This window comes from Saccharopolyspora hirsuta (genome assembly GCF_008630535.1).
GTDB classification, from domain to species: Bacteria; Actinomycetota; Actinomycetes; order Mycobacteriales; family Pseudonocardiaceae; genus Saccharopolyspora; species Saccharopolyspora hirsuta.
Map to the genome: position 1 here is coordinate 640,478 of NZ_VWPH01000001.1, position 19,470 is coordinate 659,947.

The 19,470-nt window shown below is 71.8% G+C and carries 19 protein-coding genes; 14 read left to right on the plus strand and 5 right to left on the minus strand.

The features are described 5' to 3' along the window. Positions 1 to 51 precede the first annotated feature (51 nt). Complete coding sequence (locus tag F1721_RS02840) at positions 52 to 546, minus strand: VTT domain-containing protein (protein ID WP_150064893.1); 495 nt, start codon at positions 544 to 546, stop codon at positions 52 to 54. Between the two features lie 161 nt (positions 547 to 707). After that, positions 708 to 1,430, minus strand: a complete 723-nt coding sequence (locus F1721_RS02845) for a FadR/GntR family transcriptional regulator (protein WP_150064894.1) — start codon at positions 1,428 to 1,430, stop codon at positions 708 to 710. A gap of 135 nt (positions 1,431 to 1,565) precedes the next feature. Here F1721_RS02845 and F1721_RS02850 point away from each other — a divergent pair, with 135 nt between their 5' ends. After that, a complete protein-coding gene (locus F1721_RS02850) occupies positions 1,566 to 3,023 on the plus strand; it encodes an acyl-CoA synthetase (protein ID WP_150064895.1) in 1,458 nt (485 codons plus the stop codon). Beyond that, positions 3,016 to 4,341 carry a carboxyl transferase domain-containing protein gene (locus tag F1721_RS02855; protein WP_150064896.1) on the plus strand — a complete coding sequence of 442 codons (1,326 nt, stop codon included), beginning with the start codon at positions 3,016 to 3,018 and terminating at the stop codon, positions 4,339 to 4,341. Before F1721_RS02850 ends, F1721_RS02855 begins: the two co-directional genes overlap by 8 nt. An 86-nt stretch (positions 4,342 to 4,427) precedes the next feature. On the opposite strand, the gene F1721_RS02860 is transcribed toward F1721_RS02855, so the two are convergent. Continuing rightward, entirely contained in the window at positions 4,428 to 4,871 is a 444-nt protein-coding gene (locus F1721_RS02860; protein WP_170301329.1) for a peptidase inhibitor family I36 protein, read from the minus strand. Positions 4,872 to 5,357: 486 nt separating this feature from the next. Here F1721_RS02860 and F1721_RS02865 point away from each other — a divergent pair, with 486 nt between their 5' ends. The 6 genes from F1721_RS02865 to F1721_RS34285 all read left to right on the plus strand — a co-directional run bounded on the left by F1721_RS02865 (position 5,358) and on the right by F1721_RS34285 (position 11,311). Next, positions 5,358 to 6,317 (plus strand): DUF1152 domain-containing protein, encoded by a 960-nt coding sequence (locus F1721_RS02865; RefSeq protein WP_150064898.1) that lies wholly within the window; start codon positions 5,358 to 5,360, stop codon positions 6,315 to 6,317. A 352-nt stretch (positions 6,318 to 6,669) separates the two neighbouring features. Continuing rightward, entirely contained in the window at positions 6,670 to 7,446 is a 777-nt protein-coding gene (locus tag F1721_RS02870) for a 2,3-dihydro-2,3-dihydroxybenzoate dehydrogenase (protein WP_150064899.1), read from the plus strand. A gap of 28 nt (positions 7,447 to 7,474) precedes the next feature. Beyond that, the gene (dhbC, locus tag F1721_RS02875) at positions 7,475 to 8,719 is read left to right on the plus strand and encodes an isochorismate synthase DhbC (RefSeq protein ID WP_150064900.1); all 1,245 of its coding nucleotides are present in this window, start codon (positions 7,475 to 7,477) and stop codon (positions 8,717 to 8,719) included. A 12-nt stretch (positions 8,720 to 8,731) separates the two neighbouring features. Then, the gene (locus F1721_RS02880) at positions 8,732 to 10,360 is read left to right on the plus strand and encodes a (2,3-dihydroxybenzoyl)adenylate synthase (protein ID WP_150064901.1); all 1,629 of its coding nucleotides are present in this window, start codon (positions 8,732 to 8,734) and stop codon (positions 10,358 to 10,360) included. Between the two features lie 36 nt (positions 10,361 to 10,396). Continuing rightward, on the plus strand, positions 10,397 to 11,050 hold the full coding sequence (locus tag F1721_RS02885; protein ID WP_170301330.1) for an isochorismatase family protein: 654 nt from the start codon (positions 10,397 to 10,399) through the stop codon (positions 11,048 to 11,050). 24 nt (positions 11,051 to 11,074) lie between these two features. Next, the gene (locus F1721_RS34285) at positions 11,075 to 11,311 is read left to right on the plus strand and encodes a phosphopantetheine-binding protein (protein ID WP_170301331.1); all 237 of its coding nucleotides are present in this window, start codon (positions 11,075 to 11,077) and stop codon (positions 11,309 to 11,311) included. Between the two features lie 190 nt (positions 11,312 to 11,501). On the opposite strand, the gene F1721_RS02890 is transcribed toward F1721_RS34285, so the two are convergent. Next, the gene (locus F1721_RS02890; protein WP_150064902.1) at positions 11,502 to 13,079 is read right to left on the minus strand and encodes a beta-N-acetylhexosaminidase; all 1,578 of its coding nucleotides are present in this window, start codon (positions 13,077 to 13,079) and stop codon (positions 11,502 to 11,504) included. A 203-nt stretch (positions 13,080 to 13,282) separates the two neighbouring features. Then, positions 13,283 to 15,163 carry a propionyl-CoA synthetase gene (locus F1721_RS02895; RefSeq protein ID WP_150064903.1) on the minus strand — a complete coding sequence of 627 codons (1,881 nt, stop codon included), beginning with the start codon at positions 15,161 to 15,163 and terminating at the stop codon, positions 13,283 to 13,285. A gap of 326 nt (positions 15,164 to 15,489) precedes the next feature. Between F1721_RS02895 and F1721_RS02900 the strand changes: the two genes are divergently transcribed. The 6 genes from F1721_RS02900 to F1721_RS02925 all read left to right on the plus strand — a co-directional run bounded on the left by F1721_RS02900 (position 15,490) and on the right by F1721_RS02925 (position 19,451). After that, complete coding sequence (locus tag F1721_RS02900; protein ID WP_150064904.1) at positions 15,490 to 15,726, plus strand: hypothetical protein; 237 nt, start codon at positions 15,490 to 15,492, stop codon at positions 15,724 to 15,726. Positions 15,727 to 15,889: 163 nt separating this feature from the next. Then, positions 15,890 to 16,594: a cardiolipin synthase ClsA gene (clsA, locus tag F1721_RS02905; protein ID WP_150064905.1), complete on the plus strand. Its 705-nt coding sequence runs from the start codon at positions 15,890 to 15,892 to the stop codon at positions 16,592 to 16,594. A 176-nt stretch (positions 16,595 to 16,770) separates the two neighbouring features. Continuing rightward, positions 16,771 to 17,157, plus strand: a complete 387-nt coding sequence (gene gcvH, locus F1721_RS02910) for a glycine cleavage system protein GcvH (RefSeq protein ID WP_150064906.1) — start codon at positions 16,771 to 16,773, stop codon at positions 17,155 to 17,157. 118 nt (positions 17,158 to 17,275) lie between these two features. After that, a complete protein-coding gene (garA, locus tag F1721_RS02915; RefSeq protein WP_150064907.1) occupies positions 17,276 to 17,734 on the plus strand; it encodes a glycogen accumulation regulator GarA in 459 nt (152 codons plus the stop codon). A 400-nt stretch (positions 17,735 to 18,134) separates the two neighbouring features. Then, positions 18,135 to 18,611: a bifunctional nuclease family protein gene (locus F1721_RS02920; RefSeq protein ID WP_093147450.1), complete on the plus strand. Its 477-nt coding sequence runs from the start codon at positions 18,135 to 18,137 to the stop codon at positions 18,609 to 18,611. Between the two features lie 270 nt (positions 18,612 to 18,881). Further along, positions 18,882 to 19,451 (plus strand): MerR family transcriptional regulator, encoded by a 570-nt coding sequence (locus F1721_RS02925; protein ID WP_093348038.1) that lies wholly within the window; start codon positions 18,882 to 18,884, stop codon positions 19,449 to 19,451. Positions 19,452 to 19,470 lie beyond the last annotated feature (19 nt).

The window sequence follows — 19,470 nt, forward strand, 5'->3', positions numbered from 1 at the left end:
CGGCTGAAACCGCCCACCAGGTTTCCCACCGGCGACCGGGGGTATGCCCGCTCAGGACCCCAGTGCGGACGGGAGCCAGTGCAGCAGTTCCGGGGCGCCCGCCACGATCAGGAAGTGCGCGCCGCGGCCGATCAGGCTCGCCGCCAGGAAGCCGAGCAGCGGCAGCCCGGCCGCGCCGGAGAGCAGGCACATCAGGCTGTAGGGCGGGATGCCGGGGACCGCGGTCAGGCACAGCACGCCCAGGCCCCACCAGGGCCGCTCCACGGTGCGCTGGTGGAACTTGTCGAACCAGGCCGACCAGCGACCGTTGCGCTTGGCCTCGACGCGCTTGAGCAGCCGCTCGCCGAGCGCGAACCCGCCCTTGCCCGCGAAGTAGAACAGGGTCTTGCCCGCGACCTGGCCGACCGCGGCGGCGAGCCCGAACGCCCACCAGCTCACGTCGTCCACGGTGGACACCACGCCGAGCAGGTACAGCTCGATGTTGACCAGCGGGAAGAAGCTGCCCAGCGCGGCGGTGCCCGCGGTGGCCGCCAGCCACCCGATCATCGGACCACCCGCCCGCGCGCCGGAGCCGGGCGGTCTGCCACGTCACGCACTCCACAACGACCAGAACAGGACGACCCAGCCTAACGACCGGCCCGGTCGATCACCCGCCCGGGCACGCCTTCGTGCAGGGGGAGATGCCCGGAGCTTCGGCGCGGCCTGGCTCACTCGGCCGGGGGAGCGGGGTCGGCGTCGGGGTCCCAGGACAGGAGGCGGACGCGGCTGACCGTGCGCAGGTGGCGGCGCATCGCGGTCACCGCGGCGCGGGCGTCGCCCGCCCGGATGGCCTCGGCGATGCGCTCGTGCTGGGCCAGCGACTTGGTCGGGCGGTCCGGTTGGCGCAGCGACTCCTGGCGGCTTTCGGCGATCTCGGTTGCGATGGTGCGCATGAAGTCGGCGAGCAGGGAGCTGTGGGCGGCCGCGGTGATCGCGGCGTGGAACCGGCGGTCGCCCTCGCTGCCGAGCTCGCCCTCGGCGATCTCGCGGCGCATGTCCGCCAGCGCCGCGTCGATCTCGGCCAGGTCGTCCTCGGTGCGGCGCTGCGCGGCCAGCTCCGCGAGCTTGGTCTCCAGCGCCTCGCGCGCGTCGAGCACGTCGGGCAGGCGGCGCTTGCGCGCCACCAGCTCGTCGACCGGCTCCACGTCCAGCGACTCCCGGCGCAGGTAGGTGCCGCCGCCGTGCCGGACCTCGACCAGCCCCTGCACCTCGAGCACCACGATGGCCTGCTTGACCGAGGCGCGGCTGACGCCGAGCTGCTCGGCGAGCTTGCGCTCCGGGGGCAGCCGGTCGCCCGCGCGCAGCCCGGACGCGGCGACGTGCTCGCGCAGCCGCTGCACGACCTGCTCGTACAGGCGCGGGCGGGTGAGCGGGCGCAGGGCGTCGGACACCGGGTTCCTCCAGGCCGGGAGCGGGGTGCTGATCAGGCTAGCACCGGGTGTGCGGCCGAGTGGCTGAGCCAATTTTCCCACAGTTGCTTGACGGGGCATCGGCGGCGGCGCAAAAGTGGTCTAGCCAGTGGACCAATGCTCGGACGATCGTGGAGGTGGCCGGTGCTGTTCCCGAAGTTGCGGCAGCCGGACGGCAAGGAGGCGCTGCGCTTCGGCGCGCGGGCGCTGAACTACCAGGAGCTGGCCGGGGTGGCCGCGGCGATCGCCGACCGCGTCGCGGGCCGCGAGCGGATCGCGGTGTGGGCGACCAACGAGCTGGAGACCTGCGCGGCCGTCATCGGCGGGCTCAGCGCGGGCGTCGCGGTGGTGCCGATCAACCCGAAGGTGGGGGAGCGCGAGCTCGCGCACATCCTCGGCGACAGCCAGCCGGAACTCCTGCTCGCCGCGCCCGGGTTCCAGGCCCCGGACGGTCTCGGCGAAATCCCGGTGCACGAGGTCGACCTGACCGCCCGAGGCGGTGAGCTGCCGCCCGAGGCCGACGAGGACGCCCCGGCACTGATCGTCTACACCTCGGGCACCACCGGCCCGCCCAAGGGCGTCGTGCTGCCGCGCCGCGCGATCCGCGCCAACCTCGATGCGCTGGCCGAGGCCTGGGAGTGGACCGAGCGCGACGTGCTGGCCCACGCGCTGCCGCTGTTCCACGTGCACGGGCTGATCCTCGGCACGCTCGGCCCGGTGCGGCTGGGCGGCACGGTGCACCACCTGGGCAAGTTCTCCTCCGCGGCCATCGCCGAGGAGCTGGCCGGTCCGGCGACCATGATGTTCGGCGTGCCGACCATGTACCACCGGCTGGCCGAGGACGCCGAGCGCGACCCGGCGATCGGGAAGGCGGTCGGCAAGGCGCGGCTGCTCGTGTCGGGTTCGGCGGCGCTGCCCGCCGTGGAGCACGAGCGGATCGAGCGGCTGACCGGCCAGCGGGTCGTGGAGCGCTACGGCATGAGCGAGACGATCATGAACTGCGGGGTGCGCGCCGACGGCGACCGGCGGCCCGGCTACGTGGGGCGCCCGTTCGCCGGGGTCGAGCTCAAGCTGGTCGACGAGCAGGGCGCGGAGATCGAGGTCAGCGACGACGAGACGGTCGGCGAGATCCTGATCCGCGGCTCGAACCTGTTCAGCGGCTACCTCAACCGGCCCGACGCCACCGCCGAGGCGTTCACCGACGGCTGGTTCCGCACCGGCGACGTGGCCACCCGCGCCCCGGACGGCTACATCCGCATCGTCGGCCGCAAGGCCACCGACATCATCAAGAGCGGCGGCTACAAGATCGGCGCGGGCGAGATCGAGAACTGCCTGCTGGAGCACCCGGCGGTCGCCGAGGTCGCGGTCACCGGCGAGCCCGACCCGGACCTGGGCGAGCGGATCGTGGCCTGGATCGTGCGCGCGCCCGGCCAGGAGGTCGCCGAGCAGGAGCTGGTCGACCACGTGGCCCGCCTGCTGACCCCGCACAAGCGCCCGCGCGTGGTCCGCTACCTGGACGCCCTGCCGCGCAACGAGATGGGCAAGGTGCAGAAGAAGGCCCTGCAGCATGGCTGAGCACAGCGCGGCCCGCGCGCTGGTCGAGGCGATCGGCCGGGGGTTCGAGGAGTTCGAGCCCCCGGCGGTCCCGGCCGCGGTCGACGGCCCGCTGGGCTGGCCGGGCTACGACGACCAGCGCGCCCGCGCGACCGACCGCAGCGGCGCCGAGGAGTCGGTGCTCTGCGGTCGTGCCCAGGTGGGGGAGCTCCCGGCGGTGCTCGTCGCGTTCGACTTCGCCCACCTCGGCGGATCGGTCGGGGAAGCGGCCGGAGCGCGGATCGTGGCGGCCTTCGAACGGGCGCGCGAGCTGCGGCTGCCGGTGATCTCGCTGGTGGCCTCCGGCGGCAGCAGGATGCAGGAGGGCATCTGCGCGCTGAGGCAGCTGCAGGAGATCGCGCGGGCCTGCCTGCTGACCAGGCGCGACGGGATCCCGCACATCACGGTGCTGCGGAACCCGACGACCGGCGGCATGTGGGCGGCGCTGTCGGCGGCGGCCGACGTGGTGCTGGCCGAGCGCGGAGCGGCGGTCGCCTTCGGCGGCAGCCGCGTGCGGAGCGCGACCGAGACCGGGGAGGCGTTCCACGCCGAGGGCAAGTTCGACGACGGCCAGGTGGACCGGATCGTGGAGCCCGCCGAGCTGCCCGGGGTGCTGGCCGAGCTGGTCCGGCTGCTGCGCCCGCAGGGGCCGGAACCGGCCCCGGTCCCGAAGTCGCTGGCCAGCGGCGAGCCGCCGACCACGGGCTGGGAGGCGGTCCAACGCGCGCGGGCGGCCGACCGGCCGCGAGCCGGGGCGTACCTGGACGCCTACTTCTCGGCCCGCTTCGAGATCAGCGGCGACCGGGCGGGTGGCCGGGACGCGGGGATGCTCTGCGGCTTCGGCGAGCACGACGGCCGCACGATCGCCTTCGCCGCGCAAACCGGCACTGCCAACACCCCGGCCGGATTCCGCACGGCGGCCCGCTTGATCAGGCTCGCCGACCAGCTGAGCATCCCGGTGCTGACCCTGGTGGACACCCCGGGCGCGGCCAACGACGCGGCGGCCGAGCACGGCGGCGTCGGCCCCGCGATCGCGGAACTCTTCACCGCTGTCGCCGACGCACGAGTGCCGATCACCACCCTGGTCATCGGCGAAGGTGGCTCGGGCGGCGCGCTGGCGCTCGCCGCACCGGGGCGGACGTGGATCACCGCGGACGCCTACTTCGCGGTGATCGCCCCGGAAGCCAGCGCCGCGATCCTCAAGCGCGACCCGGCGGAGGTGCCCGACCTCGCCGACCACCTGCGCCTGCGCCCGCAAGACCTCGTGGCCCTGGGCTTCGCCCAGGACATCGCCCGCTGACCGTTGGCTTCCCGGGCGAAAGAACCGGCCCACGTGCGGTGCCAGGGGCGCACGTGGGCCGGTTTGCTCGCGATGCCGCGTTCGGCTCAGACGAACCTGACCGACGATGCCAGGTCGTTGAACCATTCCGGGACGTTCACGCAGTCGCCGGGGTACACGATCAAGTTGCTGCCCTCGAAGTAGGCGTCCTCGAAAAGCACCACCCGCACGGGGGTGTGGTTGCACGCGGAACTCGTCGTGTCGTTGAACCCGTAATCGCCCAACCACGGAATGTCCTGATCGGTGCGGAGGATAGGTGCGTCCGCGCTGCCGTTGCCGTAGTAGTCGCGGTAGAGGCACACCGCGCCATCGGGACAAGCCTGCTCGCCGTGACCCTCGATGACGTCGACGGCGCGCGGAGTGATGTCCTGTGCCTGGGCGGGCACTCCGATCGCGCCACCGAGCAGCGCGGATCCGGCCAGCAGAGCGAGGCGCAACTTCATGGGGAGAACCTTTCGTCCGAGTTCGGGGGCGTTCTTGATGATGGCCACCGGTTCCCGACCAGGAGGGCCAGCGCGAGGTTCTCCACCCGCGAGGGTGTCCCGGTCCATTCCGAGGAGTGGCTGGTCGGCATGGGGGACCGGGAAACCTGTCGATGGGAGAAGCCTCGGACTTCCCGCCAGAGTTGCTCGCGGGGCTGCGGGATCGGGGGCGGTAAGGGGTCGACTGTGCGTGGAGGGGTGCGGCTGCGTTCGGGGTTGTTTTCGGGTTCAAAGCGGTGGGTGGTCACCTCGGGCGGGTAGCGATTTCACATGAAATTGGCAGCGTTCTCGACGGAACCTGCGGTGGGGAGGGAGCCAATTTCAAGCGAAATCGCGGACGTTCGGCACCGCTCCACCGGCGGTGATACCGGGTGGGCTTGGCCAGCAGGGGGGGCGGTTGCGCGTGTGCTTGGTGATTTCGCGCAAAATCGCCACCCCATCGTCACCGACGGGAATCCTGGGTGGGCGGTGTCCGGCTGATCTACGCTGGCCACCGTGTTCTCGCTGATCGAACCGCCGCTGTTCTCCCGCTTGCGGCGAGCTGGGCGGATTCTGGTCGCCGGGGCCGGTGGCGGCTTCGACGTGTACGCCGGACTGCCGCTGGCACTGGCCCTGCGAGGGCTGGGCAAGCAGGTCCACCTGGCCAATCTCACCTTCAGCGATCTGCGCCGGTTGGCACCGGTGAACTGGGTGGAGCCGGGTGTGGCCGCGGTGACGCCGGACTCGCAGGGGCGCGACGACTACTTCCCGGAACGCACCCTGGCCCGCTGGCTCGCCTCCCGGGAACTGCCCTCGACGGTGTACGCCTTCCCGAAGACGGGGGTGCGTCCGCTGCGGGCCGCCTACAGCGCCTTGGTCGCGCGGCTCGACTTGGACGCGATCGTGCTGGTCGACGGGGGCAACGACATCCTCCTGCGCGGTGACGAGGAGGGGCTGGGCACACCCGAGGAGGACATGACCAGCCTGGCCGCCGTGGCCGGACTCCCCGGCGACCTGGAACGCCTGGTGGTGTGCTTGGGCTTCGGCGTCGACGCCTACCACGGGGTGTGCCACGCCCACGTGCTGGAGAACCTCGCCGGGCTGGAACGCGACGGCTCCTACCTGGGCGCCCTCTCGATTCCGGCGAACTCCGCAGAGGGCGCGGCCTACCTCGACGCCGTCGCGCACGCGCAGGCCGCCACGCCTCGGCGACCGAGCATCGTCAACGGGCAGATCGCGGCAGCGATCCGCGGTGAGTTCGGAGACGTGCACATCACCGACCGCACCGGCGGCAGCGAGCTGTTCGTCAATCCGCTGATGAGCCTGTACTTCACCGTCGACCTGCCGGGGCTGGCCCGCAGCATCGGCTACCTCCCCCACCTGGAGGGCACCGACCGCGCCCACGAGGTCGTGCAGGTCATCAGAGCCCACCACAAGGCCGCGCACCCCCGACCCCGGCGGCACATCCCGCATTGAGAGCTGGCGATCTCGCGCGAAACCGGCACCTTGATCGCCACTGTCGGGAGTCTCAGATGTGTCCCGCCGCGACGCATCTTCCGGTCGTCGGGGCGGCCGTTGCTGCGTCGGGGAGACCTTCGACGAGCCGTTGCTGCGGTCGTGGCGCGAGGCCGTCACCAACCGACCACCGTCCGGCGTCTCGCGTCCGCGCGCAGGGGGCAAACTCCTCGTCCGGTGCTCCCGCGCGGGAGGGGATCGTTGCGCTCGGTGATCAATGCCACCTCGTTGGAGGGGAGATCTGGGGGCATCCGTGTTCTAAACTCAGGCTCGCCTGACAAAGGTTAGGCTTGCCTGAGTTTCAGAAGGTGCGATGTATCGGACGGGGATCGGCGGCGCGGTCGCCATCGTGACAGGCGCGGGCCAGGGCATCGGCGCCGCGGTGACCAAGGCCTTCGTCGAGCTCGGCGCCACCGTCGCCGCAGTGGACCGCAACGGCGAGCGGGTGGAAGCCGTCGCCGCGGAGCTGGGCGACCGGGTGCGGGCGTACCAGGCCGACGTGGCCGATGCGGCGGCCGTCACCGACGTGGTGGAGCGGGTCGAGGCCGAGGTCGGTCCGGTCGGCGTGCTGGCCAACGTCGCCGGGGTGCTCCAGGTGGGCACGGTGCAGGAGATCGGCGACGAGGACTGGCAGCGGACCTTCGCGGTCAATGCCACCGGGGTGTTCAACTTCTCCCGCGCGGTGTCCAAGCACATGATCGCCCGCAAGAAGGGCTCGATCGTCACGGTCAGCTCCAACGCCGCGGGCGTGCCCCGCCACGGCATGGCCGCCTACGCCGCGTCCAAGGCCGCGGCGACGATGTTCACCAAGTCGCTCGGGCTGGAGCTGGCCGAGCACGGCATCCGCTGCAACGTCGTCGCCCCCGGCTCCACCGACACCGACATGCAGCGCGGGATGTGGGCCGACGAGCACGGCGCCGAGCGGGTCATCGCCGGATCCCCCGAGGCCTTCAAGGTCGGCATCCCGCTGCGCAAGCTGGCCACCCCGGAGGACATCGCCGACGCGGTGGTGTTCCTGGCCTCCGACCGGGCCCGGCACATCACCATGCACGACCTGTACGTCGACGGCGGCGCCACGCTGCGCGCCTGACCCCGGCCGCGAACTCCGAAAGGTTGCCATGACCACGATCGACAGCGAAATCGACAGCATCGACCTAGTCGCGGACGATGCGGCGGCCCGGTTGCTGGCGGCCTACGAGGCGGGCTCGTCGTTCCTGTTCTCCACCCCGCGCGGCGTGCTGCTGGCCCGCGGGGTCGCCGCGACGGTCCCGAAGACCCAGTGCGCGCGGGAGAACCTGCCGCAGCGGGTGTCGGAGTTCTTCAACAGCGCGGCGGAGTTCGGCCACCGCAACCCGATGGTCGTCGGTGCCGTGCCGTTCGGCAACGACCTGCCCGCGCACCTGGTGCTGCCCGAGGACGTGCTCCGCGCCGAGCCGCTGAACGTCGTGGTCCCGCAGAGCCCGCGCAGCGGCGCACCGGACTGCGAGGTCCACCCGGTGCCCGCCCCGGCCGAGTACGAGCGCGGCGTGCGCCGCGTGCTGCGGCGGCTGGAGGACGGAGAGCTGAGCAAGGTGGTGCTGGCCCGGTCGCTGGAGCTGACCGCCGCCGAACCCATCGACGTGCGCACCGTGCTGAAGAACCTGGCCCTGGCCGACCCGGCCAGCTACACCTTCGCCGTCGACCTGCCCAAGCGCGGCGAGGACGGCACGCGCGACAGCTTCGGCCCGCAGCCGCTGCTGCGGCGCACCTTCCTGGGCGCGAGCCCCGAGCTGCTGGTGTCGCGGCGCGGCATGCAGGTGCGCTCCAACCCGATGGCCGGATCCCGCCCGCGCAGCGCCGACCCGGCCGAGGACCGGCGGCGGGCCGCCGAGCTGTCCACTTCGGACAAGGACCTGCGGGAGCACGCGGCCGTGGTGGAGGCGGTCGCCGAGGCGCTGCGCCCGTACTGCTGCGAGCTGCGGGTGCCCGAACCGTCGGTGATCAGCACCAACGCCATGTGGCACCTGGCCACCGAGGTCACCGGCGAGCTGCGCGACCCCGCCACCTCGTCGCTGGAGCTGGCCGACGCGCTGCACCCGACCCCGGCGGTGTGCGGCACCCCGGTGCACCGGGCGCGCGAGGTCATCGCCGAGACAGAGCCTTTCGAGCGCGGCTACTACGCGGGCATGGTCGGGTGGTGCGACGCTGCCGGGGACGGGGAGTGGGTCGTGGCCATCCGCTGCGCCGACGTCGAGGACGAATCGCTGCGGCTCTACGCCGGAGCGGGCATCGTCGCCGGCTCGGACCCGGCCGACGAGCTCGCCGAGACCTCCGCGAAGTTCCGCACCGCGTTGTCCGCGATGGGCCTGGACCAGGCCGTCTGAAGGGGCTGAGGAATGACCGCACCGCACCCGGACCACCCGATCTGGCCGCCGGAGTTCGCCGACCGCTACCGCGCGGCGGGCTACTGGCGCGGCTACACCTTCGGCCAGATGCTGCGCGAGCGCGCCGCCGAGCACCCCGATCGGATCGCCGTGGTCGACGGCGACCGCCGGGTGACCTACCGCGAGCTCGACGTGCGCGCCGACCGCCTCGCCGCCGGGCTGCGCGCGGAGGGCATCGCCCGGGGCGATCGCGTCGTCGTGCAGCTGCCCAACATCGCCGAGTTCTTCGACGTGTGCTTCGCGCTGTTCCGGCTCGGCGCGGTGCCGGTGTTCGCGCTGCCGTCGCACCGGCTGACCGAGATCTCCTACTTCTGCGAGTTCAGCGGGGCCGCCGCCTACATCACCACCGACGTCGAAGCCGGTTTCGACCACCGGAAGCTGGCCGCCGAGGTGGTGGCGAAGCTGCCGGAGCTGCGGGTGCTCATCGCCGGTGAGCCCGGCGAGTTCCGCGCCCTGTCCGATGTGGACGCCGAACCGGTGGAGCTGGCCGGGCCGGAGCCCGGCGACCTGGCGTTCCTGCAGCTCTCCGGCGGCAGCACCGGGGTGCCGAAGCTGATCCCGCGCACCCACGACGACTACATCTACTCCTTCCGCGCCAGCAACGAGATCTGCGGCGTCACGGCCGACACCGTCTACCTCGGGGCGCTGCCCATCGCGCACAACTTCCCGATGAGCTCGCCCGGCACTTTCGGAGTCCTGCACGCCGGGGGTCGCGTGGTGCTGGCCCACCGGCCCAGCCCCGACGAGGTGTTCCCGCTGATCGAGCGCGAGCGCGTCACGCTGGCCGCGGCGGTCCCGCCGCTGGCGCTGGTGTGGCTGGACGCGGCCGCCGACACCGAGCACGACCTGTCCAGCCTGGAGGTGCTGCAGGTCGGCGGGGCCAAGTGCAGCGAGGAGGTCGCTCGCCGCGTCAAGCCCGTGCTGGGCGCCACCCTGCAGCAGGTCTTCGGCATGGCCGAGGGCCTGGTGAACTACACCCGCCTCGACGACCCCGAGGAGGTCATCCTCACCACCCAGGGGCGGCCGATCTCGCCGGACGACGAGGTGCTGGTCGTCGACGACGAGGACAACCCGGTGCCGCCGGGCGAGACCGGGCACCTGCTCACCCGCGGGCCCTACACCATCCGCGGCTACTACCGGGCCCCGGAGCACAACGCGAAGGCCTTCACCCCGGACGGCTTCTACCGCACCGGCGACGTCGTCCGGCTCACCGCCGAGGGCAACATCGTCGTCGAGGGTCGCGCGAAGGACCAGATCAACCGCGGCGGCGAGAAGATCGCCGCCGAAGAGGTGGAGAACCACCTGCTGGCGCACCCGGCGGTGCACGACGCGGCCGTGGTGTCCATGCCCGACGACTACCTCGGCGAGCGCAGCTGCGCGTTCGTCGTGCCGCGCGGCACCCCGCCCAAGGCGCGCGAGCTGATCAAGTTCGTGCGCGAGCGCGGGCTGGCCGCCTACAAGGTGCCGGACCGGGTCGAGTTCGTCGACCAGTTCCCGCAGACCGGCGTCGGCAAGGTCAGCAAGCGCGACCTCCGGGAGGCCATCAGCCGGGAGCTGGTGCCGGAGCTCGAGCGCCGCTGACAGTCCCAACCCACCGACCACAGGAGGAGGTCGCCCGTGGCGCTTCCGACCATCCCGCCGTACCGCGTGCCGCAGCCGGACGAGCTGCCGGAGAACCGCGTCGCGTGGCGGCCGGACCCGGACCGCTCGGTGCTGCTGATCCACGACATGGAGCGGCACTTCGTCAACGCCTTCCCCGCGGAGGGCGAACCGCTGGACCAGGTGGTGCCCAACATCCGGCTGCTGCGCGAGCGCGCCCGCGCAGCGGGTGTTCCGGTGGTGTACTGCGCGCAGCCGGGCGGTCAGACGCCCGAGCAGCGCGGCCTGCAGCTGGAGTGGTGGGGGCCGGGGGTGGCCGACCCGGCGCAGGAGGCGATCATCGACGAGCTCGCGCCCGGTGCCGAGGACGTGCTGCTGACCAAGTGGCGCTACAGCGCGTTCCAGCGCACCGAGCTGCGCCAGCTGCTGCGGGACTGGGGGCGTGATCAGCTGCTCATCACCGGCATCTACGCCCACATCGGTTGCCTGATGACCGCCGCCGAGGCCTTCCAGCAGGAGGTCCAGGCGTTCCTGGTCGCCGACGCGGTCGCGGACTTCTCCGCGGAGGAGCACCGGATGGCGCTGGACTACGCGGCGAAGCGGTGCGCGGTGGTCGACACCGCGGAGCGGTTGGCGCAGGACCTCGCGGCGCGCGAGTCCGAAGTGGCCTGACGATTTTTCGGGGAGTGCGTGGAGATGTCGCAGAAGTTGACGCTGGAGGACGTCCGGGAGCAGGTCGCGGAGCTGCTCTACGAGGACCCGGCGGAGTTGACCGACGAGGAGAACCTGATGGACTGGGGCCTGGACTCGGTCCGCATCATGACCCTGGTGGAGAAGTGGCGCCGCCTCGGCGTCCAGATCACCTTCGCCGACCTGGCCGAACGCCCCACCCTCGCGGAGTGGTGGACGGTCTTGGAACCCAAGGTGCGGTGACGTTCCGCCGATGGTGCCGCGATTTCAATGGAAATCGGACGTCCGATTTCCATTGAAATCGCGGGAGTTCGCCACCGGTCGGACGACCTGTCCACAGCCGTCGGCGTGTCGGGTGCCCGACGCGCCGACGGGCCGCAGTTTCAATTGAAACTGCGGCCCGGGCGGAGCAACGTTCAGCGCCTTCGGTCGTTCAGCCGTTCCAGGGAATCTGGGGCGACTTGTAGTAGTTGGTGCCGGAGGCCTCCAGACGGGGGCCGTGGGTGGCCAGGCGCCGGGCGAAGGAGTCCCAGTTCTGGGCCGACTTCGGGGACCAGGCCAGCTCGGCGATCGCCGGGAGGCGGGGGAAGGCCATGAACTCGATGTGCTCGGAGTTCTCCAGGGTCTCCGACCACAGCGGTGCTTCGACGCCCAGGACCGCTTCCTCCGGCACGCCCTGCAGGTAGCTGCCCGGGTCCCAGCCGTAGGCGTCGGCGACCTCGATGAACCCGGCCCACTGCAGGCCCAGCGGGGTGTTCTCGTCGTACTTCATGTCCAGGTAGGACTTGTTCGCCGGGGACACCAGGATCTTGTTGCCGCGGGCCACCGCCTCCGGCAGCAGCGGGTCGGCGTCGGTGGTGCCCCAGTACTGCACCACCGCGTCGCCCTGCGGGGCGGCCTTGGCGTACTCGTGCCAGCCGACCGCGGTCTTGCCGTACTTCTCCACCATCGGCAGCACCCGCGAGACGAACTTCTGGTAGTCCTCCTCGCTGGTGGCGTCGGCCTCGTCGCCGCCGATGTGCAGGTACGGGCCGGGCGTGATCTCGGCCAGCTCCCGGATGACGTCCTCGACGAACTGGTAGGTGACCTCCTTGTCCACGCACAGCGAGCTGAACCCGACCTCGATGCCGGTGTAGAGCGGCGGCGCCACGCCGTCGCAGTTCAGCTCCGCGTAGGAGGCCAGCGCGGCGTTGGTGTGCCCCGGCATGTCGATCTCGGGGATCACCACGATGTGCCGGGACGCGGCGTACTCGACGATCTCGGCGTAGTCCTGCTTGGTGTAGTGCCCGCCGGGGCCGCCGCCGACCTCGGTGCTGCCGCCGTGCTCGGCCAGCTTCGGCCAGCTGTCGATCTCGATGCGCCAGCCCTGGTCGTCGGTCAGGTGCAGGTGCAGCCGGTTGATCTTGTACCGGGCGATCTGGTCGACGTAGCGCTTGACCTGGTCGACGGTGAAGAAGTGCCGCGCCACGTCGAGCATCGCGGCCCGGTGCTCGAACCGCGGCCGGTCGACGATCTCGCCGCCGGGCACCGGCCACGGACCGGGCTGCTCGGTGCGGCTCTCGATCGCGGCGGGCAGCAGCTGCCGCAGCGTCTGGACGCCGTTGAACAGCCCTTCGGCGCTCGCGGCGCGCAGGTCGACGGTCTCGCCGGTGACCTGCAGCCGGTACCCGGCCGGGCCGAGCCCGGCGTCGTCGGTCACGGCCAGCGCGATGTCGCCGGCGTCGTCGTCGACCGGCAGCGGGAACCCGGTCGACGGGCGCAGGATCCCGGCCAGGTACTCGCCGACCTCGGCGGCCTCGCCGGACGCCCGGATCGACGTCCGCTCGGACAGCTCGAAGGTGGTCGCCGGGTCCGGGCGCACGGTTTCGGGGGCGGGGATGAGGTTGTCCATCGCGGAGGTCTCCACGGCGGGCGCGGCGGTCGCCGGGACGGCGGTCCCGGCGACCAGCGCACCGGCCACAACGGCGAGCGCGGCTCTGCGCACCGCTGGTCGGGTCGGTCGTGAGGTCATGTGCGTGCGCTCCTCGTGGTCGGGGAACGGTGCACCCAAAGGTATAGACCAAAATCGACCGGCGAAGCGCCCGAACGGACGCATCGGAGGCGGCGCCCGGCGCGGCGAGGTGCCGCGGGATCCGCGGTTTCAATTGAAACTGCGGATCTCCCGCAGCCGGGATCGCAGTTTCAATTGAAACTGCAGTCGGCGCGTCGCCCCGGTCAGGCCTCGCCGCGGAGGGCCGGGCGCAGCCGGTCGAGCACCGCCGGGTCCTCGATCGTCGAGGGCACCTTGGTGTCGCCGCTGTCGGCGATCTCGCGCATCGACTTGCGCAGGATCTTGCCCGAGCGCGTCTTGGGCAGCCCGTCGACGATCGCGACCTCGCGGAACGCCGCCACCGGGCCGATCTGCTCGCGCACCGCCGCCACCAGCTCCGCGCGCAGCGTCTCCGGATCGACGTCCACGCCGGACTTGAGCACCACCAGACCGCGCGGCACCTGGCCCTTCAACGTGTCGCGAACCCCGATCACCGCGCACTCGGCGACCGCGGGGTGCGCCGCCAGCACCGCCTCCATCGAGCCGGTGGACAACCGGTGCCCCGCGACGTTGATCACGTCGTCGGTGCGGCCCATCACGAACACGTACCCGTCGGCGTCGACGTAGCCGTTGTCGCCGGTCAGGTAGTAGCCGGGGTAGCGCGACAGGTACGACTCGCGGAACCGCTCGTCGTCGCCCCACAGCGTCGGCAGCGTGCCCGGCGGCAGCGGCAGCCGGATGCAGATCGCGCCGTCGGTCCCCGGCGGCAGCGGGTTGCCCGCCTGGTCCAGCGCCACCACGTCGTAGCCGGGCACCGGCACCGTCGGCGACCCCGGCTTGACCGGCATCGGCTCCAGCCCGCGCAGGTTGGCGCAGATCGGCCAGCCCGTCTCGGTCTGCCACCAGTGGTCGATCACCGGCACGCCGAGCTTGCCCGACGCCCAGTGGTAGGTCTCCGGGTCCAGCCGCTCCCCGGCCAGGAACAGCGTCCGCAGGCTGGAGATGTCGTGGTCGGCCAGCAGCTCGGCGTCCGGGTCCGCCCGCTTGATCGCCCGGAACGCGGTGGGCGCGGTGAACAGCGCCTTGACCCGGTGCTCGGCGATGACCCGCCAGAACGCGCCCGCGTCCGGCGTGCCCACCGGCTTGCCCTCGTAGACCACCGTCGTCGCCCCGGTCAGCAGCGGCGCGTAGACGATGTAGGAGTGGCCGACCACCCAGCCGACGTCGGAGGCGGTCCAGAAGACCTCGCCCGGGCCGATGTCGTAGATGTTGGCCATCGACCAGCGCAGCGCCACCGCGTGCCCGCCGTTGTCGCGCACCACGCCCTTCGGCCGTCCCGTGGTGCCGGAGGTGTAGAGCACGTACAGCGGATCGGTCGCCTTGACCGGGACGCACTCGGCCGGTTCGGCCTGCGCCAGCGCGTCGTCCCAGTCCACGTCCCGCTCGCCGAGCTCGGCGCGGGCCTGCTCGCGCTGGAGCACGATCACCCGCTTCGGCTGGTGCTCGGTCAGCCGCAGCGCCTCGTCGACGATCGGCTTGTACTCGACGACCCGGTTCGGCTCCAGCCCGCAGGAGGCCGCCACGACCACCGCCGGCCGGGCGTCCTCGATGCGCGCGGCCAGCTCCTTCGGCGCGAAACCGCCGAAGACCACCGAGTGCACCGCGCCGATGCGCGCGCAGGCCAGCATCGCCACCACGGCCTCGGGGATCATCGGCAGGTACAGCACGACGCGGTCGCCGCGCGCCACGCCCTGCGCCCGCAGCGCCCCGGCGAACAGCGCCACCTTCTCCAGCAGCTCCCGGTAGGTCCAGCGGAGCACCTGGCCGGTCATCGCCGAGTCCCAGATCAGCGCGGTCTGCTCGCCGCGGCCGTCGCGGACGTGCCGGTCCAGCGCGTTGAAGCAGGTGTTGAGCTCCCCGTCGGGGAACCAGCGGAAGAACGGGTCGGCGGTGTCGTCCAGGGCGCGCGAGGGCTCGCGCACCCACTCGATCGCCGCCGCCGCGTCGAGCCAGAAACCCTCCGGGTCGGTCAAGCTCCGCCGGTGGGCCTCGGCATAGGCACCCATGACCAACTACCTCCTGCGTCCGCGCCAGTTGCCTGTGGTCCTACCGCACAACTACCCCCAGCGCCAGAGCCGCTACGGCTCGCGATCGGAACATGTTCCGCCGCAGCGGGAACGGGTGAGCGGTACGCCCGAATTCGCCCGGGCACAACGCGCGGCAGATCGCCGACCGCAGCTCGGCGACGGAACGTGTCCGCTGGGCGCTGCGGGACGGCTTCGGCGCGACGCAGCGTGCACGGTCGATCACAATCGACCTCGAGTCTGAGATCGGGCTAACAAACGGGCGCCCCGCGCCGACAACAGAATCAGAAAACGGAGGTGCTGCAACGATGAGCACGGAACCGGCCCGGTCCGCCGAGGCATCCACCACCCAGGTCGAATCGCGCACGACCACGTCGGCCGAACTCCCCACCGCGCCGTGCAGCGTGGTGTGGAGCGGTGGCCACTCCTACGTGCTCGAGGGCTCCGCCGGAGCCCGCTGGGCCGGCGTCGACGACCGCGGGCGCGCCCGGTTCCTCACCGACGCTGAGCTCCGCCGCCGCGGGTGGAGCCGCACCCCGGCCTAGTCCCGGTGGCCGCGGGCTCCCACCGCGCACCTCGCCCGATCGACTCGACGCGCGGGGGAGCCCGGCCGCCAGGTGTGTTGTGCGCCGAATGTGAGATCCTGACCCCGAGGGGATGCGCATCCGTGCATCTGGGGTAGCACGCACAACCGATCAGGGGAGGCTCGTGGTGCAGGACGCCGAGCGCACCACGGAGAACACCACGAGCGGAGGCGGGGGCAACCCCGGTCGCCCGTCCGAGCACCGCCCGGATCCCGGCATAGCCCGGATCCGCGAGGCCGCCGCCGGGGTGTGGGCCGATCCATGGTGGACACTGCCGAACCTGCTCAGCGTGCTCCGGCTGGCCGGGGTGCCGCTGTTCCTGTGGCTGCTGCTCGGCCCGCAGGCCGACCTGCTGGCGCTGCTGGTGCTGGTGGTCAGCGGGATCACCGACTGGCTCGACGGCAAGCTCGCCCGCTGGCTCAACCAGTACAGCCGCCTCGGCGAGCTGCTCGACCCGGCCGCCGACCGGCTCTACATCATCGCCACCCTGGTGGCCTTCGTGCTGCGCGACGTGGTGCCCTGGTGGGTCGCCGCGGCGCTGGTGCTGCGGGACGTGGTGCTGACGCTGTGCCTGCCGGTGCTGCGCTGGCACGGCTACGAGCCGCCGGAGGTGCACTACCTCGGCAAGGCCGCGACGTTCTGCCTGATGTACGCGTTCCCGCTGTTGTTGCTGGTGCAGGAGGAGTTCCCGCTGTCCGAAGTGGTGCGTCCGATCGCCTACGCGTTCACGTGCTGGGGCGGCGCGCTGTACCTGTGGGCCGGGATCCTCTACCTGGGGCAGGTGGTGGCCGCGGTGCACCAGGCCCGCTCCCGCACCAGGCCCGCCTGAGGCCTGGATCCGCGTTCTTCCGCAATCCCGCGCGGGCCGAACGGTCGACTCCGCCCGGCCCTCCGGGGGTCGCCTTGCGGCCGGTGCTGCGCGCTGCATACGCTCGCCGAGCCGATCACGCCACCAGCGCGGCCGGTGACCCGAACAGCAGCAGCGGACGAGGAAGGCGGGACCACGTGGCGGCCCCGGACGACATCAAGTACACCGAAGAGCACGAGTGGGTCCAGCGCACCGGCGAGGACACCGTGCGCATCGGGATCACCGAATACGCCCAGCAGCAGCTCGGCGACGTGGTGTTCGTGCAGCTGCCCGCGCTGGAGCAGCGGGTCACCGCGGGCGAGGCGATGGGCGAGGTGGAGTCGACCAAGAGCGTGTCGGACATCTACGCGCCCGTCACCGGCGAGGTGACCGCCCGCAACGAGGGGCTCGAGGACGAGCCCGAACTGGTCAATTCGGAGCCGCTGGGTGGCGGCTGGATGGTGGAGATCAAGCTCGCCGATCCGGACCAGCTGGCCGGTCTGCTCGACGCCGAGGGCTACCAGAAGCTGATCGACCAGGCATGATCGTCGATCTGTCGGGGTCGCCGGGGAGAATGTCGGGAGTCCCGCGTCCCAGGCCTGCCCAGGCACGGTACGTTGGTCGCATACTTGGCACGATCTATCCGCGTGGAGGAGAGCTCAGGTGAGCCAGAACAGCGGCTTCGGCGAGGTTCCGCCGGAGCAGTCACCGGAGACCACCTCGGTCTTCAGGCCCTTCCTCTCGGAGCAGGAAAGCACCGAGAGCCCGGCCCCGGAGCCCGCCACCGCTTCCGGGGTCGACGCGCTGCCCGCGGGGTCCGCCCTGCTGGTGGTCAAGCGCGGTCCCAACGCGGGTTCGCGGTTCCTGCTGGACCGGGAGACCACCAGCGCGGGGCGGCACCCGGACAGCGACATCTTCCTCGACGACGTCACGGTTTCCCGGCGGCACGCCGAGTTCCGGCGGGAGGGCAACGACTTCGTGGTCGTCGACGTCGGCAGCCTCAACGGCACCTACGTCAACCGCGAGCCGGTGGACACCTCGGTGCTGGCCAACGGTGACGAGGTGCAGATCGGCAAGTTCCGGTTGGTGTTCCTGACCGGGCCGATCGACAGCGGGCGCTGAGCCCCGGATTCGACTTCCGACCCGCCAGCGGGGCGGCGCCGAAGCGGCGTCGCCCCGCTGGCGCGTCGCGGTACTTGCGCGACCGGGGGTCGGTGGCATCCGCGGTGGGGGAATTTCTCGACGCCGCAACCGGTTTCTCCGTTGCGGCGGCTTCGTTTCCGGCGGTCCGCGAGGGCGGTCGGCGGTGTATCGTGCTGGTAATGCTCGATGACGAGCTCAGCCAGCGGTTCGGGCCCGGTGTTCGGGCAGGTGCCCCGGTGTTGAAGCTGTGGCAGCGGTGGCCTGAAGGCTGCCGAAGGGATGGGCGTAGCCGCCGTATCGCGGGTAGCGTCGGAGGCGTCGGTGCGCGATCCTCGACGGGGATGTCACGCTTCGGCGCGCTGGAGGAGGCGATGTGACGATGAGCAGCGAGATGCGCGTCGTCGGCGTGCGAGTGGAACTACCAGCCAACCAGCCGATCCTGCTGTTGCGCGAGGCGCACGGCGAGCGTTACCTGCCGATCTGGATCGGCTCTGTCGAGGCGACGGCCATCGCGCTCGAGCAGCAGGGCGTGCGGCCGCAGCGACCGCTGACCCACGACCTGCTCAAGGACGTCATCGGCGCCCTGGGGCGCGACCTGGAGCAGGTGCGGATCACCGATCTGCAGGAAGGCACCTTCTTCGCCGAGCTGGTGTTCGACGGGGATGTGCGGGTCTCGGCGCGCCCGAGCGACTCGGTGGCGCTGGCCCTGCGAATCGGGGTGCCGATCCACGCCGACGAGTCGGTGCTGGACGAGGCCGGGCTGATCATTCCCGACGAGCAGGAGGACGAGGTGGAGAAGTTCCGCGAGTTCCTCGACTCCGTCTCGCCCGAGGACTTCCGCGGCGCGGACACGTAGCGGTCCGCGCACCGGTTGGAGCAATCCCGGCCCCCGCTTGCGCCTGCAGGCGGGGGCCGGGTCGTCCGGTGCCCGCGCGTCGCGTTGACCTCCCCGCGAGGCAGGCATACCGTCGGGTTACGCGAAATTGTCCCGGTGTGATTCAGCGGGTGAACTGCCGATGCGGCGGTGCTACCGGACCGCGGTCGGCGGGGTGTTCGCGGCCCTGATCGAACCGATTCGGGCGCTGGTGATCGTCGTCGGCGACAAGCCGGACGAGGGGAGGCAGGCGTGGTCGAGGAAGCGTCCAACGGGGATGCTGCCGCGGAGCAGGGTGGGCTGTTCCCAGACGCCTCGCTGCCGGACGAACTGGTCGGCTACCGGGGACCGGCCGCCTGCCAGATCGCCGGTATCACCTACCGCCAGCTGGACTACTGGGCGCGCACCAAGCTGGTCGGCCCGTCGATCCGCGGGGCGGCCGGTTCCGGTTCGCAGCGGCTGTACTCGTTCAAGGACATCCTGGTGCTCAAGGTGGTCAAGCGGCTGCTGGACACCGGGGTGTCGCTGCACAACATCCGGGTCGCGGTGGAGCACCTGCGCAACCGCGGCGTGCAGGACCTCGCCAGGTTGACGCTGTTCAGCGACGGGACGACGGTCTACGAGTGCACCTCTGCCGAGGAGGTGGTCGACCTGCTGCAGGGCGGCCAGGGGGTGTTCGGCATCGCGGTCAGCGGTGCGATGCGCGAGATCAGCGGCACCATCCACGAGTTCCCGGCCGAGCGGGCCGACGGCGGCGAGATGGTGCAGGCCGAGGACGAGCTGTCCCGCCGCCGCCGGGACCGGCAGGCCGAGACCGGCTGACCGGTCGGTCGGTGTGCCG